The organism is Oceanimonas pelagia (assembly GCF_030849025.1).
GTDB classification, from domain to species: domain Bacteria; phylum Pseudomonadota; class Gammaproteobacteria; order Enterobacterales; family Aeromonadaceae; genus Oceanimonas; species Oceanimonas pelagia.
Window position 1 is genome coordinate 752906 of record NZ_CP118224.1, and the last position, 18464, is coordinate 771369.

Below are 18464 nucleotides of genomic sequence, written 5' to 3' on the forward strand. Positions count from 1 at the left end.
ACGAGGAAATGCCCATGCAAAACGAACTGGACAACCGCATTATTCTGGAAGTATTTGACAAGATCCGGCGCTTTGGCCAGCCCTACGAGGACGGCCACATGCTGGAAGGCATCGTGGCCAGGAGTGATTTCGACGGTTACAGCGTGGTGCTGGAAGGCAGTGGCGTGACCCTGCAGCTCAATTTTCACCAGAGCTACCATTTCGAATACGCCACCAACGGCCTGAAGGAGCAGTTTATGGCCAAGGTCGATTATATTCACCGCCACTTTAACGAGTCATAACGGCAAATATAACATCGTCATACCGGGCTTGACCCGGTATCTTGCTGCAGAAAGATCCTGACCGGGTCGCGATGACTTTCGTCAGGATGACGGCCTGAGCGTATTATTCATCCGGCGACGGTCAACCCAGCCGGCTGGCACGCACGCTGCGGCCCTTGATTTTTCCCTGTTGCAGGTGCCTGAGTGCCTGCCGGGCCACGTCCTTGTGCACCGCCACGTACGACTGCATTTCGGTAATGTCGATTTTGCCCACCTGGGCACCGGCGATGCCGGCATCCCGGGTCAGGGCGCCGAGAATGTCGCCGGCGCGGATTTTGCTTTTGCGGCCGCCGGCGATATTCAGGGTGACCATCTCCGGCTGGCGGGGAGTCGCCTGACCGTTGAGGGCATCCAGCGAACCCTGCGCCATGGGCGCGCGCTGGTATTCTTCAATCATGTTGACCCGGTAGGCTTCCTGCGGGCTGTACAGGTTCAGCGCCAGGCCCTGCTCGCCGGCGCGGCCGGTGCGGCCGATGCGGTGTACATGCACCTGGGGATCCTGGGTGATGTCGTAGTTGATCACCGCCGCCAGCTCCTTGATGTCGAGGCCCCGGGCGGCCACGTCGGTGGCCACCAGAATGTTGGCGCTGCCGTTGGCAAAGCGCACCAGCACCTGATCCCGTTCCCGCTGCTCCAGATCGCCGTTCAGTGCCAGGGCGGCAAAACCCAGGCCGTTGAGGTGAGCGGCCACCTCCTGGCAGGCCCGCTTGGTGTTGCAGAACACCACGGTGGAGGCGGGGGCGTAGTGGGCCAGCAGCGTCGCCAGCGCGGTTTTGCGCCGCTCCGGCGCCACTTCAAACAGCAGCTCGACAATGTTCTCGCCCCGGTGCTCGTCGGCCACCGCAATCTGTTGCGGCTGGCGTTGCAGGCCGCGGCTCAGCTCGGCGATGCCGTCGGGATAGGTGGCGGAAAACAGCAGGGTCTGGCGTTCGGCGGGGGCAAAGGCCACCACCTTGCGAATGTCGTCGGCAAAGCCCATGTCGAGCATGCGATCGGCCTCGTCCAGCACCAGGGTATTGAGCGCATCCAGGCTCAGGCTGCCCTGTTGCAGGTGCTTGAGCATGCGTCCCGGCGTGCCCACCACGATATGGGCACCGAATTGCAGGGTGGCGGTCTGGGCCGCGGTGGGCGAGCCGCCACACAAGGATACCAGCTTGACGTTGGCCAGGGCCCGGGCCAGTTTGCGCAGCTCCCGTGCCACCTGATCCGCCAGCTCGCGGGTGGGACACAGCACCATGGCCTGCACGTCGTTACGGCTGACATCGAGCCGCGACAGCAGCCCCAGGCCAAAGGTCAGGGTCTTGCCGCTACCGGTGCTGGCCTGGGCAATCACGTCCCGGCCGGCCAGCACCAGGGGCAGGCCCCGGGCCTGAATGGGGGTCATGCGGGTATAACCCAGGCTGGTCAGGTTGTCGAGCAGGGTCGGGCCCAGCGGCAGGGCGGAAAAGTCGGTGTTGGTCACGGAAGGCTTCGCTGTAGTGAAATGAAAGGAGCCGGAACGGCGGGGGGCGCATCATAGCAGAAATGTGTTCGGGGTGGTGTTTTTCTGCGCGCTTAAAACAAAAACGGCGCTGTCAGTAACGGCGCCATTGCTATTCTCGGTGTGCCGTCATACCGGGTTTGACCCGGTATCTTCCAAACGGCACCGTCATGTACTCAGAAGATGCCGGCTCGGTGGCCGGCATGACCTGAGGATCAGTTGTGCTTGTGCAGCTCGGCGTTCAGCTCGATGGCAGACTTGTTGGTCTTTACCTCGATGCGGCCGGTCTGGGAGTTGCGACGGAACAGCAGATCCGGTTTGCCGGCCAGATCGGCGGCCTTCACGGTCTGTACTTCCTGGTTCTGGTCATCCAGTACGGTGACCTTGGCACCGGCGGTGATATACAAACCGGACTCGATGGTGCAGCGATCGCCCAGGGGAATGCCCAGGCCCGAGTTGGCGCCCAGCAGGCTGCCTTCACCCACGGAAATGACGATGTTGCCGCCACCGGACAGGGTGCCCATGGTGGAGCAGCCGCCGCCCAGGTCGGAGCCGTTGCCCACCACCACACCGGCGGAGATGCGGCCTTCGACCATGCTCACGCCCAGGGTGCCGGCGTTGAAGTTGATAAAGCCTTCGTGCATGACGGTGGTGCCTTCGCCCACGTGGGCGCCCAGGCGAATGCGGGACGCGTCACCGATGCGCACGCCGGCGGGCACCACGTAGTCGGTCATTTTGGGGAACTTGTCCACGGAGTTGACGCTGATGGTACGGCCCTGGGCGCGTGCCTGCAGCTGGCGTTTGGCCAGCTCGTCCACGGCGATGGCGCCCTCGCTGGTCCAGGCCACGTTGGGCAGCAGGCCGAACATGCCGGACAGGTCCAGGCCGTGAGGCTTGACCAGGCGATGCGACAGCAGCGCCAGCTTGAGGTACACCTCGGCGGTGGAGGCGGGGGCGGCGTCGGTTTCCAGAATGGTGATCACCAGCGGCTGAGTGCTGCCTTCCAGAATGTCGGCGATCTCGGCCTGCTCGGTGGCGCCGGCGGACAGGAAGGCCGCTTTCAGCCCGGCCAGTTGCGCGGTGGTGATGTCAATGGCGGCATTGTCACCCTGGTAGCCAATGTTGCCGGCCACGGCGTCGATCAGTGCGTCACTGGCGTTCAGCAGCGGCTGGTTATAGTAAACCTCCAGCCATTCTCCCTTGGCGGACTTGGTGCCCACGCCCAGACCGAAAGCAAAGTTTGCCATGGTGTTCACTCCGTTAAGATGGTTGCGTTCCTGAAAATTGATGCACCTTTTATCACATTTTGCTCTCGTGGTTGAGTTCATCCACCAACTTTTCTCGCAATTGCGCCTGCTCCTGCTCAGTTAATGGCCGATCCTCGCCGTTGGTCAGGCTGAAAAAATCTTCCACCCGCTCGCCGATGGTGGTGATTTTGGCGGCGTGCAGGTTCAGCCCCAGCCGGCTGAACACGGCCCCGGTGCGGGCCAGCAGGCCGGGGGTGTCGAGGGCGACCAGCTCCATCAGGGTGCGTTTGCTGCTGCGCTCCGGCTCCAGAAACAGCACCCGGGTGGGCACATGAAACTCCCGGTGGCGGCGGGAAGGAGGGCGAATGCGCACCACCGGCGGCGTGTGGCTGTCGAGCGCCAGGGCCAGGTCGGTGCACAGCTCGCTGAGGCGATCGCCGCTCACCGGCTGGCCGTCGGGCTCCAGCACAATAAAGGTGTCGAGGGCGTAGCCGTCCTTGGAAGTCATGATTTGGGCGTCGTGAATGTTGAGGTTTTTCTGATCCAGCGCCGCCGCCACCCGGCCAAACAGATTGGGGGAGTCGGGGCAGTAGATAAACAGCTCGCTGCCGCCCCGGCCCGGCTGCTGGCTGATCTGCACCAGCGGTTTGCGGGGATCGTCATGGGCCAGAATGTGCCGGCAGTGCCAGGCGATTTGCTCGGGCGTGTGACGCAGAAAATAGTCGGCGGGAAAGCGGGCCCACAGCGGCTTGATGCCTTGCTCCGGGGTATCCAGGTGCTCCAGCAGGCGGCGGGCCTGTTGCTGGTTTTCACGAATGCGCAGGCGCAGATCCGGCGGGTTTTCCAGACCCCGGCGCAGCGCCTTCTGGGTGGCGAAATACAGCTCGCGCAGCAGGCTGCCCTTCCAGTCGTTCCACAGGGTGTCGTTGGTGGCGCAGATGTCGGCCACGGTCAGGCAGTAGAGAAAGTCGAGGTGCAGTTCGTCCCGCACCTGGGTGGCGAAGTCGCGGATCACCTCCGGATCGTGAATGTCCCGGCGCTGGGCGGTAACCGACATCAGCAGGTGCCGGCGCACCAGCCAGGACACCAGGCGAGCGTCGGAACGATCGAGGCCGTGCGCCAGGCAGAAGTCGAGGGCATCGTCGGCGCCCAGGGTGGAGTGATCGCCTCCGCGGCCCTTGGCGATATCGTGAAACAGTCCGGCCAGCAACAGCAGCTCGGGCTTGCGCAGCCGGCCGGCGATGTCAAAACACAGGGGATGGCTGCGCCGGCAGCTTTCATCACGAAACCGGGCGATGTTTTTCAGAACCCGGTGAGTGTGTTCGTCTACCGGGTAGGCGTGAAACATGTCGAACTGCATCTGGCCGACAATCTTGTTCCACTGGGGCAAGTAGGCCGCCAGCACGCCGTAACGGTGCATCAGGGTCAGCGCCAGCCGGCCGCTGCCGGGGTGACGGATCAGCATCATGAACAGCCGGCGGCAGTCGGCCCGCTCGCACAGAAAGCCGCTCAGGCCGCGGCGTGCCTCGCGCAGCTGGCGCAGGGTGGTGGAATAGATGCCGGCGATCTGGGGATAGGCGGCCATCTGGTAGAACAGCCGCAACATGGCGGCGGGCTCCCGGCTGAACAGTCTGGGATCGACCACGTCGATCAGCCGGCCGCGCAGGCGAAACTCGGGGGTCAGGCTTTTCACGTCCATGGCGATATGGCCCAGAATGGCCTCGTCAAACAGCTGCAGCAGCATTTCGTTGAGCTCGGCCACCCGCCGTACCGTCTGGTAGTAGCGTTTCATCATGTGTTCGATGGGCTCGTTGCCCTCGCCGGCGTAGCCCAGGGCGGTGGCCACCGCCCGCTGACGGTCGAACAGCAGCCGGTTGTCGGGCCGCCTGATGACGGTGTGCAGGGCAAAGCGCAGTTTCCACAGAAAATTCTGGCAATCCTGCAGTTCGTCGTATTCGGCCTGATCGAGAAAGCCGTGACTGACCATTTCCCCCAAGGTGGTGGCGCCGAAATGGCGACGGGCCACCCAGCTGATGGTCTGAATGTCGCGCAGGCCGCCGGGGCTGTTCTTGATATCCGGCTCCAGCTTGTAGCTGGTGTCGCGGAACTGGCGGTGGCGTTCGCTCTGCTCGGTGCGCTTGGCCTCGAAAAAGGCCTGGCTGGGCCAGAACCGGTCCGGTGCCGTGGCCCGGGTCAGATCGGCAAAGGTGTCGTAGCAGCCGGTGATCAGTCTCGCCTCGATCAGATTGGTGGCCACGGTAATGTCCTGCTTGCCCTGCTCCACGCATTCGGCCACCGAGCGCACGCTGTGGCCCACCTCCAGGTGCAGATCCCACAGCTGGGTAATAAAGTTGCCGATGCGCTCGCTCAGGGGTTCATTCAACTCATGGCGGCAGAGGATCAACAGGTCGATGTCGGAGCAGGGGTGCAGCTCGCCCCGGCCATAGCCGCCCACCGCCACCAGCGCCAGCTCCGGGCTGTGGGCCAGGCCATGGCGGGCCCACAGCCCGGTGAGCAGCTGATCCATGTGCTGGGAGCGGGTGCTCACCAGTTCGTTGATGTCGTCGCCGGCATCGAATCGCTGCTCCAGCCAGCCCTGCAGGTGAGCCAGGATTTCCTTGCAGCGGGTCAGGGTAAGCTTATCGGGAGACAACAGGGCGGGAGCGAGCAGGCTGGCATCCATGAGCGGCATTTCCTTGTAAGGGTCAGTCTTTAACTTAACAAAGCCGGTGAACGGGGAAAAGTGCGGCCGCATTCGGCATACTGGCAACAGTCATTTCCCGGTTACGGAGTTCCATGATGCAAGCCGAAAAACAACTGCCGTCCTGGCTGAACCGGTTTACCGGCTCGATCTGGTTATTGCCGGTGGTGTTTGTGGTTTCCCTGCTGGAGGCGGTGATCCTGCCCGTGCCCCTGGAATTGCTGTTGATTCCACTGATGCTGGTCGAGCAGCGCCGGCTGTGGCAGCTGGCCGTTGCGGCCTTGGCGGGGTGCCTGGCCGGCGCCCTGCTGGGGTATGGCCTGGGTGCATGGTTGTTCGACAGCCTGGGGCAGAGGTGGCTGCAGACGCTGAATGGACAGCAGGCCTTTGACGACTTTCGTCAGGAATTATCGCAAGACGGCTTTATGGCCATCATCATGGTGGGGGTAACCCCGGTGCCGTTTCAGGTGGCCATGCTGGCCGCCGGCGCCGTGAGCTATTCCCTCGGGCTGTTTATGCTGGCCACTGTGATTGGCCGCGGTATCCGCTATTTCGGGCTGGCATGGCTGGTGCGGCTGACCGGAGAGCGGGCTCTGGCGTTATGGCGCCGTCATGCCCGGGCGCTCGGGTTTGCGCTGCTCGGGCTGGGGGTGCTGGGATACGGTCTCAGCCGGTGGCTGGGTGCCTGAGGGGGCGCCGTTATGAAGAAGAGGCGCCGAGGCGCCTCTTGCTTACTGGGAATGAATGGTCTTCCCGTGCTTTATTATGCAGGCTGTCCTGCCGGTATTATGCTGACCGCATGATTACCTTTAGGGCCTTTTTCTATTTCGTAACGAACGACCTGGCCCGCTTTCAGGGTTCGGTATCCTTCCATCTGAATGGTGGAGAAGTGGGCAAAGACATCCTCGCCACCTTCCGCCGGACAGATAAAGCCAAATCCCTTGGCATTGTTAAACCACTTAACCGTTCCGGTTGTCATACTCGTGCATCCTTTTACTCAAACATCCTAAACAACATTGAGAAACTGGCCGTAGCCAATTATAACTTCAGGCGATTTTTCGCCGGATGCGGGTGCCGGTGAAGTCTCGAATGAAACTTTACTGGCGACCCGTTAACCACTCTAGTGAAACCGGTGAGGGAGTCAAGTGCTGCATGCCCCGTTGCGGGCGTCCTGTCAGGGTAAAAAAGCGCCATGATCACGGTGATTGTTGACAGTAGCGGTGCAGGCGGTAGGGTGAGGGTAACAGAGCCGCAGCGTTCGCCATGGCGACATGGGTCACACCCACGGGCATGTTGACATGGCCGGTGTAGCGGGATCCAATTCAGTGATTTAGAGTAACTATATGGGCAGGAGAACACAGCATACCCTGGATGACAAACTGAAGGAGGCGGAAGAAACCGCGCTGCAACCCCCTCCTATGTACAAGGTCATCTTGAATAATGACGATTACACCCCCATGGATTTTGTTGTGGAGGTGCTGCAAAAATTCTTCGCCATGGACATGGACAAGGCCACCGAGGTCATGCTGTCGGTGCACTATCAGGGCAAAGGGGTCTGCGGACTGTTTACCGCTGAAATTGCAGAGACCAAGGTAGCGCAAGTGAACAAGTTTGCCCGTACGCACGAACACCCGCTGTTGTGCACCATGGAGCGAGCATAAAGCCCCCGAACGATGGGGGTGACCGGAGTTTCTTAGGGGAGGTGCCTATGTTGAACAAAGATCTTGAGAGCACGTTGAACGACGCCTTCAACGAAGCCCGCCGATCGCGTCACGAGTTCATGACGGTGGAGCACCTGTTGCTGGCCCTGCTCGACAACCCGTCTGCCAAGGAGGCGTTGCTGGCCTGCGGGGCCGATCTGGAGCAGTTGCGGCGCGAAACCCACAGCTTTATTGAACAGACCACGCCACTGATCCCGGTGGGTGACGACGAAATTGAAACCCAGCCCACCCTGGGTTTTCAGCGGGTGTTGCAGCGGGCGGTGTTCCACGTGCAGTCCTCGGGCAATGCCGAGGTTACCGGCGCCAACGTGCTGGTGGCGATCTTCAGTGAGCAGGAATCCCAGGCCGCCTATCTGCTGAAAAAGGTCGGTGTGGGCCGGCTTGATGTGGTCAACTTTCTGTCTCACGGCATTCGCAAGGACGGTGAGCCGGAAGAGTCGTCTTCGTCCCAGCAGGAAGAGCAGAACGACGAGGCCGCCAGCAACCAGACCGAAGGCTTTGTGGTCAACCTGAACCAGTGGGTGAAGGAGGGGCGTATCGATCCGCTGATCGGTCGCGATCAGGAGCTCAACCGTACCATTCAGGTGCTGTGCCGCCGGCGCAAGAACAATCCGCTGCTGGTGGGCGAAGCCGGGGTAGGCAAAACCGCCATCGCCGAAGGCCTGGCCTATCGCATTGTGCACAACGATGTGCCCGAGATTATCGCCGGCAGCACCATTTACTCCCTCGACATGGGCTCGTTGCTGGCGGGCACCAAGTACCGGGGCGACTTTGAAAAACGCTTTAAGGCGGTGCTCAAGCAGTTTGAAAAGCAAAAGGGCGCCATCCTGTTCATCGACGAGATCCACACCATCATCGGTGCCGGTGCCGCCTCCGGTGGCCAGCTCGATGCTGCCAACCTGCTGAAGCCGTTGCTGTCCAGCGGTCAGATCCGCTGCGTGGGCTCCACCACCTATCAGGAATACAGCCAGATTTTTGAAAAGGATCGGGCGCTGGCCCGGCGTTTTCAGAAGATCGATATTCTCGAGCCGTCGGTGGACGACACCGCCAAGATTTTGCAAGGGCTGAAGAGCCGCTACGAATCCCACCACGATGTGCGCTACACCAGCAAGGCGCTGCGGGCGGCGGCGGAGCTGTCGGCCAAGTACATCAACGACCGCCACCTGCCCGACAAGGCCATTGACGTGATTGACGAGGCCGGCGCCCAGGTGCGCATGCTGCCGCCGTCCCGGCGCAAGAAGACCATCGGTGTGGGCGACATAGAAGCCATTGTGGCCAAGATTGCCCGTATTCCGGAAAAGTCCGTGTCCAGCTCCGACAAGGAAGCCCTGAAAAACCTGGAGCCCAACCTGAAAATGGTGGTGTTTGGCCAGGACAAGGCCATTTCCGTGCTGACCGATGCCATTCGCCTGAGCCGGGCCGGCCTGGGCCACGAGAAGCGTCCCATCGGCTCCTTCCTGTTTGCCGGCCCCACCGGCGTGGGCAAGACCGAGGTGACCCAGCAGCTGGCGCGTATTCTCGGCATTGAGCTTATTCGCTTTGACATGTCGGAATACATGGAAGCGCACACGGTGTCGCGCCTGATAGGGGCGCCCCCGGGCTATGTGGGCTTTGATCAGGGCGGCTTGCTGACCGATGCGGTGATCAAGCACCCGCACGCGGTGCTGCTGCTCGACGAGATTGAAAAGGCGCATCCGGACGTGTTCAACATTCTGCTGCAGGTGATGGACAACGGCACTCTGACCGACAACAACGGCCGCAAGGCGGACTTTCGCAATGTGATCCTGGTGATGACCACCAACGCCGGGGTGCAGGAAACCGTGCGCAAGTCCATCGGGTTCCAGCAACAGGATCACAGCCATGACGCCATGACCGAAATCAACCGCACCTTTGCGCCCGAGTTCCGCAACCGGCTGGATCACATCATCTGGTTCAACCACCTCAACATGGACATTATTCACCGGGTGGTGGACAAGTTCATCGTGGAGTTGCAGGCGCAGCTGGATGCCAAGGGCGTGTCGCTGGAGGTCAGCGAGCCCGCCCGTCACTGGCTGGCGGAAAAGGGGTACGACAAGTCCATGGGCGCCCGTCCCATGGGCCGGGTCATTCAGGAGCAGTTGAAGAAGCCGCTGGCCAACGAGCTGCTGTTTGGCGAGTTGGTGGGCGGTGGCACGGTGCGGGTCACCCTGGCGGACGACGAGCTGCACTTCGAGTTTCAGTCGGAAGCATCCATGGCCTGAGTTGAGCCCGTTCGGCACACATCATGCCCGGCGCCCACAAGGCGCCGGGCATTTTTGTTCCAGCGAAAACGGAGTCGTGTCTGGCGTTAAGGGCGAAGGGCTCGCCCCGGGCTATGCAGCCTGTTGCTTCAACCGAAACGGGGAGCGAATTAGCGAGAGCGGAAGACGATGCGACCCTTGGACAGGTCGTAGGGAGTCAGCTGGACAGTGACCTTGTCACCGGTGAGAATGCGAATGTAGTTCTTGCGCATTTTGCCGGAGATGTGAGCGGTGACCACATGGCCGTTTTCCAGCTCAACGCGAAACATGGTGTTGGGCAGGGTTTCCAGAATGGTCCCCTGCATTTCAATACTGTCTTCTTTAGCCATTGAGTCCTCTTGTTAGCGCAGGCAATAAAAACGGCTGGGATCATGCCGGATTTCGCTTTCAGTGTAAAGTTTAGGCTCCGTCTTTCATCGTTTGCCAGTGGCCGTCAATCAACCGCTGGTGGGGCCGGAAATGCTGCTTGTAATTCATTTTGCGACAGCCGTCGACCTGGTAACCCAGATACAGCCAGTGCTTGTTGAGGCGGCGGGCCAGATCGATCTGGCTGAGAATGGCAAAGGTGCCGAGGGAGCGGTGCTCTTCGTCCGGATCGTAGAAGGTATACATGGCGCTGAGCGCCTCGCTCAGCAGATCGGTGACGGCCACGCCGATCAGCCGGTCGCCCTGATGAAATTCCATAAACAGCGGCGGCAGCCACGGGCACAATAAAAAGCCTTCATATTGCTGACGGCTGGCCGGGTACATGGTGCCGTCCCGGTGGCGCCGGTGAATGTAATGCTGGTAAAGGGTGAAATACTCGGGCTTGTCCTGCTCGCTCAGCACCAGGCGCACATCGCGGTTTTTGCGCAGAATGCGCTTCTGGCTGCGCCCCGGGGTAAAGTCGTGGACCGCAATGCGCAGCGACTCGCAGGCCTGGCAGGCCTGACAGCGGGGCCGGTAAATGTCGGCGCCGCTGCGGCGAAAGCCAGCCGACAGCAACTGCTCATAGCCTTCCGGGCAGAGCAGTTCGCGGTCAAGCAATACCAGCAGTTGCTCCAGCCGGCCGGGCAAATAACTGCAGGGGTGTTTGGGGGTCAGCCCCACTTTCAGGTTCACTTCCCTCATAGGCTCAGCTCATTGGGTTGCCAGCAGCTGGCGGGCATGGGCGCGTGTTGCAGCTCTTTGAGTTTATGCAGAAAGCGGGAGCGGGGCCAGCTCACCACCCCCAGGCTTTGCAGGTGCGGGTTGGGCAGCTGGCAGTCCACCAGGGCGCCGCCGTGGCGGGCAAAATGCCGGCACAATCCCAGCATGGCCAGCTTGGAGCCATTGCTTACCAGGTGGAACATGGACTCGCCGCAGAACAGCCGGCCCAGGCCAATGCCGTAGAGTCCGGCCACCAGCCGTTGTCCTTCCCACACTTCAATGGAGTGGGCATGACCCTGGTGGTGCAGCCGGCAATAATTGTGTTCGATATCGGGGGTGATCCAGGTGCCGGGGCCGTCTTCGCGCAGTTCCCGGCAATGGCGGATCACTGCCTCAAAGTCATGATTGAGGGTCAGCCGGTAGCGCTGCTGGCGCGCCAGCTTGGCCAGGCTGCGGCTGACATGCAGCTCGTCGGGCACCAGCACGGCGCGAGGGTCGGGTGACCACCACAGCGGCGGCTGGGATGCGTCATACCAGGGAAAAATGCCCATACGGTAGGCCAGCAGCAGCCGCTCGGGGCGCAGGTCGCCGCCGACCGCCAGCAGGCCGTCGGGGTCGGTGAGGGCCGTGTCCGGCTCGGGGAACCAGAGCCGTTCATCCAGTTGGGTCAGGTACATGGCGGGTTCTCAGCGTGACGACTGCTGCCAGTCTTCGCCGGTTTTCTGCTCTATGTACTCCCGAATGAACTGACGCACCTTCTGGGACGGGGTCACGTCTTCTGCGGCACAGAGCTGTTCAAACATCGCTTTCTTGCGCGGATCGATCAGCAGGGTCAGGCGGGCGGTTCTTTGCTCCATAACTCCTCCGGAGGCATATCACATGTTAATCATATTAACATTGAATGCGTGCTTGATGAGAATACAATCAGGGATTGTTCATGCTTTAACCCATAGCGGAGCCAGCCATGTCCCATCGTGCCCACCTGTTTTCCCTTCGTCCCGGCCATGCCCTGCGGGAGGCCTGCCGGCGTGAGCCCTATGGCCGGGCGCAGTTGATTCGGGATGTGCTGGCGGGAATCACCGTGGGCATTATCGCCATTCCGCTGGCCATGGCGCTGGCCATCGCCAGTGGCGTGGCGCCTCAGTATGGGCTTTACACCGCCATCATCGGCGGTTTTGTCATCGCCCTGACCGGCGGCTCCCGGCTGAGCATTTCCGGACCCACGGCGGCCTTTGTGGTGATCCTCTATCCCATCGCCCAGAGCCATGGCCTGGGCGGCCTGTTGCTGGCCACCCTGATGGCCGGTGCCATGCTGGTGCTGATGGCGCTGCTGCGGCTGGGGCGGCTGGTGGAATACATTCCCGAGCCGGTGACCCTGGGCTTTACCGCCGGTATTGCGGTGGTCATCGCCGGGCTGCAACTGAAAGACTTTTTCGGCCTTACCCCCGGTGAACTGCCCGAGGCTTTTGTGCCCCGGCTGGTGGCCCTGGCCGGCCACCTTCCGGCGCTGCACGGGCCCAGCCTGCTGGTGGCGGGCCTGACTCTGGTGGTCATGCTGCTCTGGCCCCGGCTGAAAAGCGGGGTGCCGCCCCATCTGCCGGCGGTGCTGCTGGCGAGTTTGCTGACGGTATTACTGAATCAGCAGGGGCTCGGTATCGACACCATCAGCAGCCGCTTCGGTTACTTGCTGCCCGACGGCACGCAAGGAGCGGGCATACCGCCTGTGTTGCCGGCCTTTGTCTGGCCCTGGTTGCAACCGGGGCCGCAGGGAGAAGCCATTGGCCTGAGCTGGCAGCTGGCGCGGGAGCTGCTGCCGGGGGCCTTTGCCATCGCCATGCTGGGGGCGATTGAATCACTGCTGTGCGCCGTGGTGCTGGATGGCATGACCGGCCAGCGCCACAGCGCCAACAGCGAGCTGCTGGGGCAGGGCATCGGCAACCTGGTGGCGCCGTTTTTTGGCGGCATTCCCGCTACCGCCGCCATTGCCCGCTCGGCCGCCAACGTTCGCGCCGGCGCGGTATCGCCGGTGGCAGCCATGGTGCACGCCCTGGTGGTGCTGGCGGGCCTGGTGTTGCTGGCGCGCTTGCTGGCTTTTCTGCCCATGCCGGCCATGGCGGCGTTGCTGCTGGTGGTGGCCTGGAACATGAGCGAGGCCCCCAAGGCGGTGCACTTGTTCAAAACCGCACCCCGGGGTGACCTGTTGGTGTTCCTGACCTGTTTCTCGCTCACCATCGTCTTTGACATGGTGATCGCCATTACCACCGGCATGCTGCTGGCCACCGTGCTGTTTGTGAAAAACATGGCCGAGCTGACCCGGGTGATCGACATTTCCCGCCACGACCGCATGGTGCCGCAGGGAGTACCGGCGGGCTGGGCCGTGTACAAGGTGAACGGGCCGCTGTTTTTTGCCGCGGCCGACCGGGTGTTCAGCGAGCTGGCTCTGAGGGCGAAGGAATATCGGGGCGTGGTGCTGTATCTGGATGCGGTACCGGTGCTGGATGCCGGCGGCCTGTCGGCGCTGAACCGGTTTGTGGCCGAGTGCGGGCGCAACGGCACGGAAGTGGTGGTGGCGGATTTGCAGTTTCAGCCGCTGAAGGCCCTGGCCCGGGCCGGCATGGCGCCGGTGACCGGCAGGCTGTCGTTTTACGCCACCCTGCAGCAGGCGCTGGACTACGTGGCGCAGCAGCGGCCGCCAGCCGTGCGAACGGCATGAACCCAATAAAAAACGGCGCGGTGAAAACCGCGCCGTTTTTGTATGGCAGCTTCAGCGTTTACAGCTGGGCCTGGGCATCCAGGTAGCGCTCGGCGTCCAGGGCAGCCATGCAGCCGGTGCCGGCGGAGGTGATGGCCTGGCGGTACACGTGATCCATGACGTCGCCGGCGGCGAACACGCCCTCAATGCTGGTCTGGGTAGCATTGCCGTGCAGGCCGGACTGCACCTTGAGGTAGCCGTTTTCCATGTCCAGCTGGCCTTCAAAAATGCCGGTGTTGGGTTGGTGGCCGATGGCGATAAATACCCCGGCCACGTCCAGTTGCTCGGTGGCGTCGGACCGGGTGTCCTTCAGGCGCACGCCGGTCACGCCCATGTCGTCGCCCAGCACTTCATCCAGGGTGCGGTCGGTGTGCAGCACTATGTTGCCGTTTGCAACCTTGTCCATCAGCCGGTCGATCAGGATTTTCTCGGAACGGAACTGGTCGCGACGGTGAATGAGGTGCACTTCAGAGGCGATGTTGGACAGATACAGCGCTTCTTCCACGGCGGTGTTGCCACCGCCGACCACGGCCACCTTCTGGTTGCGGTAGAAAAAGCCGTCGCAGGTGGCGCAGGCGGACACGCCGCGCCCCTGGAACGCTTCTTCCGAAGGCAGGCCCAGGTACTTGGCAGAAGCGCCGGTGGCGATGATCAGGGCATCGCAGGTGTATTCACCGGTGTCGCCCTTCAGGCGGAAGGGACGCTGGCGCAGCTCCACGGTATGAATGTGGTCGAACACGATCTCGGTTTCAAAGCGCTCGGCATGCTCTTTCATGCGCTCCATCAGCGCCGGGCCGGTCAGGCCTTCCGCATCGCCGGGCCAGTTTTCCACCTCGGTGGTGGTGGTCAGCTGACCGCCCTGCTGAATGCCGGTCACCAGCACCGGGCTGAGGTTGGCCCGGGCGGCATACACGGCGGCGGTATAGCCCGCGGGGCCTGATCCCAGAATAAGCAGTTTGGCGTGTTTGGCTTGACTCATGTATTTCTCCAACCTTGGCAAAGTGGGCGACGATTTTGGCTCCAGATTGTAGGGGATAGCGAAAATGGAATAAAGAACCATGGCGGAGTTTAGCGAGGCGGCTGCGGTGCCATGGTGAAAAAAGAGTTATAACGAATAGTTATGCAATATAACCCTATTATATTTAAAGGCGGTTTCCATGTGGCCATGGCCAAGACAAAATGCTGCAGTGTCCGGCTCTCCGAGCGGTTTATCCAGAGGCGGGCGCGGCAGGAGCAGAGTGCGCAGCACTATTCACCGACTTTCTTCAGGTGAAGATTTTCACGGGAGTATCAGGGGAAATACCTGCCGGAGTTTCGCAAAATTGGAATTTGGCGCTTTTTTACCGTTTTCAACAAACAGTTGTGCTACCGGTTTGCCATTTATCATGTTAAGCTCCTGTTTGTTATCTTATTGTATATGTAATCAATAATTTCAGATTTTTATTTTATTATCGCAGCCCGTCGTGACTGGAAGCCCGGCTTCGGCGACGGCGAGCATGTCTGAGCAGGCGGAAGGAATGCCGGCGCGCATGGCCTGATGCCGACCAAATCCAATATCAATAAGTGGAATGTACCTAAAATGAGCCAAAGGATGGATGAAGTGCTGGATGCGAACAATCGGCCCCTCAAGGAGCTCGATCGCATCGACCGCAACATACTCAACGAACTGCAGCAGGACGGCCGTATCTCCAACGTGGAGCTGTCCAAGCGGGTTGGTCTGAGTCCGACGCCGTGCCTGGAACGGGTGCGCCGGCTGGAGCGGCAGGGATATATTGAAGGCTACACCGCCATTCTCAATCCCCAGTTTCTTGATGCCTCGCTGCTGGTGTTCGTGGAAATCACCCTCAACCGGGGCACCCCGGATGTCTTTGACGAGTTCAACGACGCCGTGCAGAAGCTGGAAGAAATTCAGGAGTGTCATCTGGTATCCGGTGATTTCGACTACCTGCTGAAAACCCGGGTGGCCGACATGTCGGCCTACCGCAAGCTGCTGGGCGAGACCCTGTTGCGCCTGCCCGGTGTCAACGACACCCGCACCTATGTGGTGATGGAAGAGGTCAAGCAGAGCAATCGGCTGGTGATCAACACCCGTTAAGCTGTGCTATTGTGTCCGGCTCTGGTATTTTTATGCCGGCGGGACTTGAGACCACACTTTCAGCGAGCGGCCCCGGCCGCTCGTTTGTCGTTGTACGGGGCGACGGTGTGGTGGCGACCTTGGCTGTCGCAAAGCCCTGATACCCTGAGCACAATCATAATAACGAGGAGCGGACGTTTGGCGGAGAAAAAGCTGTTTACTCCCATGTCTGGTTTGCAGCGTCTCTTTGAGGCCGGGCTGATAGCCATCATTTTGCTGGCCGTGTTCATGATGCTGTCGCTGGTGTCCTACCATCCGTCGGATCCGGGCTGGTCGCAAACCGCCTGGGGCGGTGACATCCGTAACGCCGCTGGCCCGGCGGGCGCCTGGCTGGCCGATATATTGCTGTTCGTGTTCGGTTTTTCTGCCTATCTGGTGCCGCCCTTCATGGTGTTTGTGGGCTGGGTAACGCTGTGGCGGCCCAAGGGGCTGATCGATATCTGCTACCTGACCCTGAGCCTGCGCATCATCGGGTTTCTGATGGTGCTGCTGAGCCTGCTGGCGCTGGCCAGCATGAACATTGGCGACATTTACTACTTTTCTGCCGGCGGCCTGATTGGCGACATGCTGGCCGGGGCCCTGAATCCGGTGTTTGGCAGCCTGGGTACCACCCTGATGCTGCTGTGCTGTTTTTCCACCGGTGTCACCTTTTTTACCGGCTGGTCCTGGCTGCTGATCGTGGAGCGCCTCGGCGCTATGGTGCTGGAAGCGCCGAGCTGGCTGTCGAGCCTGCCGGCGCGCATTGCCGATTGGCAGAGCCGCCGTCGCGGCGGCGAGCCCGCCACGGTAGCCGTCAGCAAGCCGGCTCCGGTGGCCGAGCCGCCGGCCCGGGAAGCCGGCTTTGCCGGCTGGCGTCGTTTCCGCGATCGCCTTGGCCAGTCCGAGCAGGAAGACGGCTCTGAGCCGGACGATGAGGATCCGCTGCTGGCACCGGCGTCACACCATGCGGAGCCCCGGCCGGCCCCGCAGAAAAAGCTGCCACCGCGCAGGCAGGAGCCGGTTATGAGTGCTCTGGATGACGACGATGAGCCGCCGGTGGCCACGCTGGCCGAAGCCAACGGCTGGAGCCTGGACGAGGATGATGAAGACCCGGGTGAGGCCTTGGATCTGCCCTGGCTGAACGAGGACGAAGACGACGCGCCGGCGGCGGCCGAGCCTGTGCGCCCGGCGGCGCCACCGGCCCGCAAGGCCCCCGCCAGCCAGCTCAGCCCGGTGCCGGAAGTGACCCTGCTGGACCCGCCCAAGCCACGTCAGCACGCGGTGAGTGAGGCCGAGCTGGAACGCATTGCCCGACTGGTGGAAGCCAAGCTTGCCGACTACAACGTGCAGGCCAATGTGGTGGGGGTCTATCCGGGCCCGGTGATCACCCGCTTCGAGCTGGATCTGGCGCCCGGGGTCAAGGTGAGCAAGATCACCAACCTGGCCCGGGATCTGGCCCGCTCCCTGTCCGCCATCAGCGTGCGGGTGGTGGAAGTCATTCCCGGCAAGCCCTACGTGGGGCTGGAGCTGCCCAATACCCGGCGCGAGACCGTGTACCTGCGCGAGGTGATCGACACCGAGCTGTTCCATCACAGCCAGCACCCGCTGACCATGGTGTTGGGTCAGGACATTGCCGGCGATCCGGTGGTGGTGAACCTGGCCAAGATGCCCCACGTGCTGGTGGCCGGTACCACCGGCTCGGGCAAGTCGGTGGGGGTCAATGTGATGATTTTGTCGATGCTGTTCAAGGCCACCCCGGAAGAGGTGCGCTTTATCATGATCGATCCCAAAATGCTGGAGTTGTCGGTGTATGAGGGCATTCCCCACCTGCTCACCGAGGTGGTCACCGACATGAAGGAGGCGGCCAACGCCCTGCGCTGGTGCGTGGGCGAGATGGAGCGCCGTTACAAGCTGATGTCGGCCATGGGGGTGCGCAACCTCAAGGGCTTCAACGCCAAGGTGCAGGAGGCCATCGACGCCGGCGAGCCGCTGCGGGATCCGCTGTGGCAGCCCACCCAGTCGATGGACACCTGTCCGCCGGCGCTGGAAAAGCTGCCCCATATCGTGGTGGTAATCGACGAATTCGCCGACATGATGATGATCGTCGGCAAGAAGGTGGAAGAGCTGATCGCCCGTATCGCCCAGAAGGCCCGGGCCGCCGGCATTCACCTGATCCTGGCGACCCAGCGGCCGTCGGTGGACGTGATCACCGGCCTGATCAAGGCCAACATCCCCACCCGCATGTCGTTCCAGGTGTCGAGCAAAATCGACTCCCGCACCATTCTCGACCAGCAGGGCGCCGAATCGCTGCTGGGCATGGGCGACATGCTCTACCTGCCCGCCGGCGACAGCAACCCCACCCGGGTGCATGGCGCCTTTGTGGACGATCACGAGGTGCACAAGGTGGTGGCGGCCTGGAAGGAGCGGGGAGAGCCCGATTACATCGAGGACATTCTCAGCGGCGACGTCGGCACCGACGGTCTGTTGCCGGGCGAGGCGCCGGAAGGGGCCGACGGTGAGCTCGACGAGCTGTTCGACCATGCGGTGGCTTTTGTCGTAGAGTCGCGCCGTGGCTCTACCTCCAGTGTGCAGCGCAAGTTCAAGATAGGCTACAACAGGGCTGCCCGTATCATCGATCAGATGGAAGCCCAGGGCATCGTCAGCCCGGCGGGCAGCAACGGTCAACGGGAAGTGCTGGCGCCACCGCCGGCGAGAGGATAAAC

Annotated in this window: 16 protein-coding genes; 7 read left to right on the forward strand and 9 right to left on the reverse strand. The window is 61.9% G+C overall.

Translation table 11 applies throughout. The features are described 5' to 3' along the window. The first annotated feature begins 14 nt into the window (after positions 1-14). Positions 15-281 carry a DUF3081 domain-containing protein gene (locus tag PU634_RS03520; RefSeq protein WP_306762686.1) on the forward strand — a complete coding sequence of 89 codons (267 nt, stop codon included), beginning with the start codon at positions 15-17 and terminating at the stop codon, positions 279-281. A gap of 121 nt (positions 282-402) precedes the next feature. Here the strand turns inward: PU634_RS03520 and dbpA are convergent, their stop codons facing one another. The 3 genes from dbpA to glnD form a co-directional block, all read right to left on the reverse strand. After that, positions 403-1782, reverse strand: coding sequence for an ATP-dependent RNA helicase DbpA (gene dbpA / locus PU634_RS03525; RefSeq protein WP_306762687.1), 1380 nt, complete (start codon positions 1780-1782; stop codon positions 403-405). Positions 1783-2015: 233 nt separating this feature from the next. Beyond that, positions 2016-3047 (reverse strand): 2,3,4,5-tetrahydropyridine-2,6-dicarboxylate N-succinyltransferase, encoded by a 1032-nt coding sequence (gene dapD, locus PU634_RS03530; RefSeq protein WP_306762688.1) that lies wholly within the window; start codon positions 3045-3047, stop codon positions 2016-2018. A gap of 52 nt (positions 3048-3099) precedes the next feature. Further along, positions 3100-5730, reverse strand: coding sequence for a bifunctional uridylyltransferase/uridylyl-removing protein GlnD (glnD, locus tag PU634_RS03535; RefSeq protein WP_306762689.1), 2631 nt, complete (start codon positions 5728-5730; stop codon positions 3100-3102). Between the two features lie 113 nt (positions 5731-5843). Here glnD and PU634_RS03540 point away from each other — a divergent pair, with 113 nt between their 5' ends. Then, a complete protein-coding gene (locus PU634_RS03540; RefSeq protein WP_306762690.1) occupies positions 5844-6437 on the forward strand; it encodes a YqaA family protein in 594 nt (197 codons plus the stop codon). 74 nt (positions 6438-6511) lie between these two features. Here the strand turns inward: PU634_RS03540 and cspD are convergent, their stop codons facing one another. After that, complete coding sequence (gene cspD / locus PU634_RS03545) at positions 6512-6727, reverse strand: cold shock domain-containing protein CspD (protein ID WP_014291889.1); 216 nt, start codon at positions 6725-6727, stop codon at positions 6512-6514. A gap of 364 nt (positions 6728-7091) precedes the next feature. Between cspD and clpS the strand changes: the two genes are divergently transcribed. Both clpS and clpA read left to right on the forward strand, forming a co-directional pair. After that, the gene (clpS, locus tag PU634_RS03550; RefSeq protein WP_306762691.1) at positions 7092-7409 is read left to right on the forward strand and encodes an ATP-dependent Clp protease adapter ClpS; all 318 of its coding nucleotides are present in this window, start codon (positions 7092-7094) and stop codon (positions 7407-7409) included. Positions 7410-7456: 47 nt separating this feature from the next. Then, entirely contained in the window at positions 7457-9709 is a 2253-nt protein-coding gene (clpA, locus tag PU634_RS03555) for an ATP-dependent Clp protease ATP-binding subunit ClpA (protein WP_306762692.1), read from the forward strand. Positions 9710-9858: 149 nt separating this feature from the next. Here the strand turns inward: clpA and infA are convergent, their stop codons facing one another. The 4 genes from infA to PU634_RS03575 form a co-directional block, all read right to left on the reverse strand. Further along, positions 9859-10077, reverse strand: a complete 219-nt coding sequence (gene infA, locus PU634_RS03560; protein WP_014291892.1) for a translation initiation factor IF-1 — start codon at positions 10075-10077, stop codon at positions 9859-9861. 70 nt (positions 10078-10147) lie between these two features. Next, positions 10148-10858, reverse strand: coding sequence for an arginyltransferase (locus PU634_RS03565; RefSeq protein WP_306762693.1), 711 nt, complete (start codon positions 10856-10858; stop codon positions 10148-10150). Further along, positions 10855-11553 carry a leucyl/phenylalanyl-tRNA--protein transferase gene (gene aat / locus PU634_RS03570; protein ID WP_306762694.1) on the reverse strand — a complete coding sequence of 233 codons (699 nt, stop codon included), beginning with the start codon at positions 11551-11553 and terminating at the stop codon, positions 10855-10857. The genes PU634_RS03565 and aat overlap by 4 nt, the downstream gene beginning before the upstream one ends. 9 nt (positions 11554-11562) lie before the next feature. Further along, positions 11563-11733: a ribbon-helix-helix protein gene (locus PU634_RS03575; RefSeq protein ID WP_306762695.1), complete on the reverse strand. Its 171-nt coding sequence runs from the start codon at positions 11731-11733 to the stop codon at positions 11563-11565. Between the two features lie 107 nt (positions 11734-11840). On the opposite strand from PU634_RS03575, the gene dauA reads away from it, so the two are divergent. Next, the gene (gene dauA / locus PU634_RS03580; protein WP_306762696.1) at positions 11841-13589 is read left to right on the forward strand and encodes a C4-dicarboxylic acid transporter DauA; all 1749 of its coding nucleotides are present in this window, start codon (positions 11841-11843) and stop codon (positions 13587-13589) included. 58 nt (positions 13590-13647) lie between these two features. Here the strand turns inward: dauA and trxB are convergent, their stop codons facing one another. Continuing rightward, entirely contained in the window at positions 13648-14607 is a 960-nt protein-coding gene (gene trxB / locus PU634_RS03585) for a thioredoxin-disulfide reductase (RefSeq protein ID WP_306762697.1), read from the reverse strand. A gap of 612 nt (positions 14608-15219) precedes the next feature. Between trxB and lrp the strand changes: the two genes are divergently transcribed. Together lrp and PU634_RS03595 are read left to right on the forward strand one after the other, a co-directional pair. Further along, positions 15220-15723 carry a leucine-responsive transcriptional regulator Lrp gene (gene lrp, locus PU634_RS03590; protein ID WP_019935522.1) on the forward strand — a complete coding sequence of 168 codons (504 nt, stop codon included), beginning with the start codon at positions 15220-15222 and terminating at the stop codon, positions 15721-15723. Between the two features lie 177 nt (positions 15724-15900). After that, on the forward strand, positions 15901-18462 hold the full coding sequence (locus PU634_RS03595; RefSeq protein WP_306762698.1) for a DNA translocase FtsK 4TM domain-containing protein: 2562 nt from the start codon (positions 15901-15903) through the stop codon (positions 18460-18462). Positions 18463-18464: the final 2 nt, after the last annotated feature.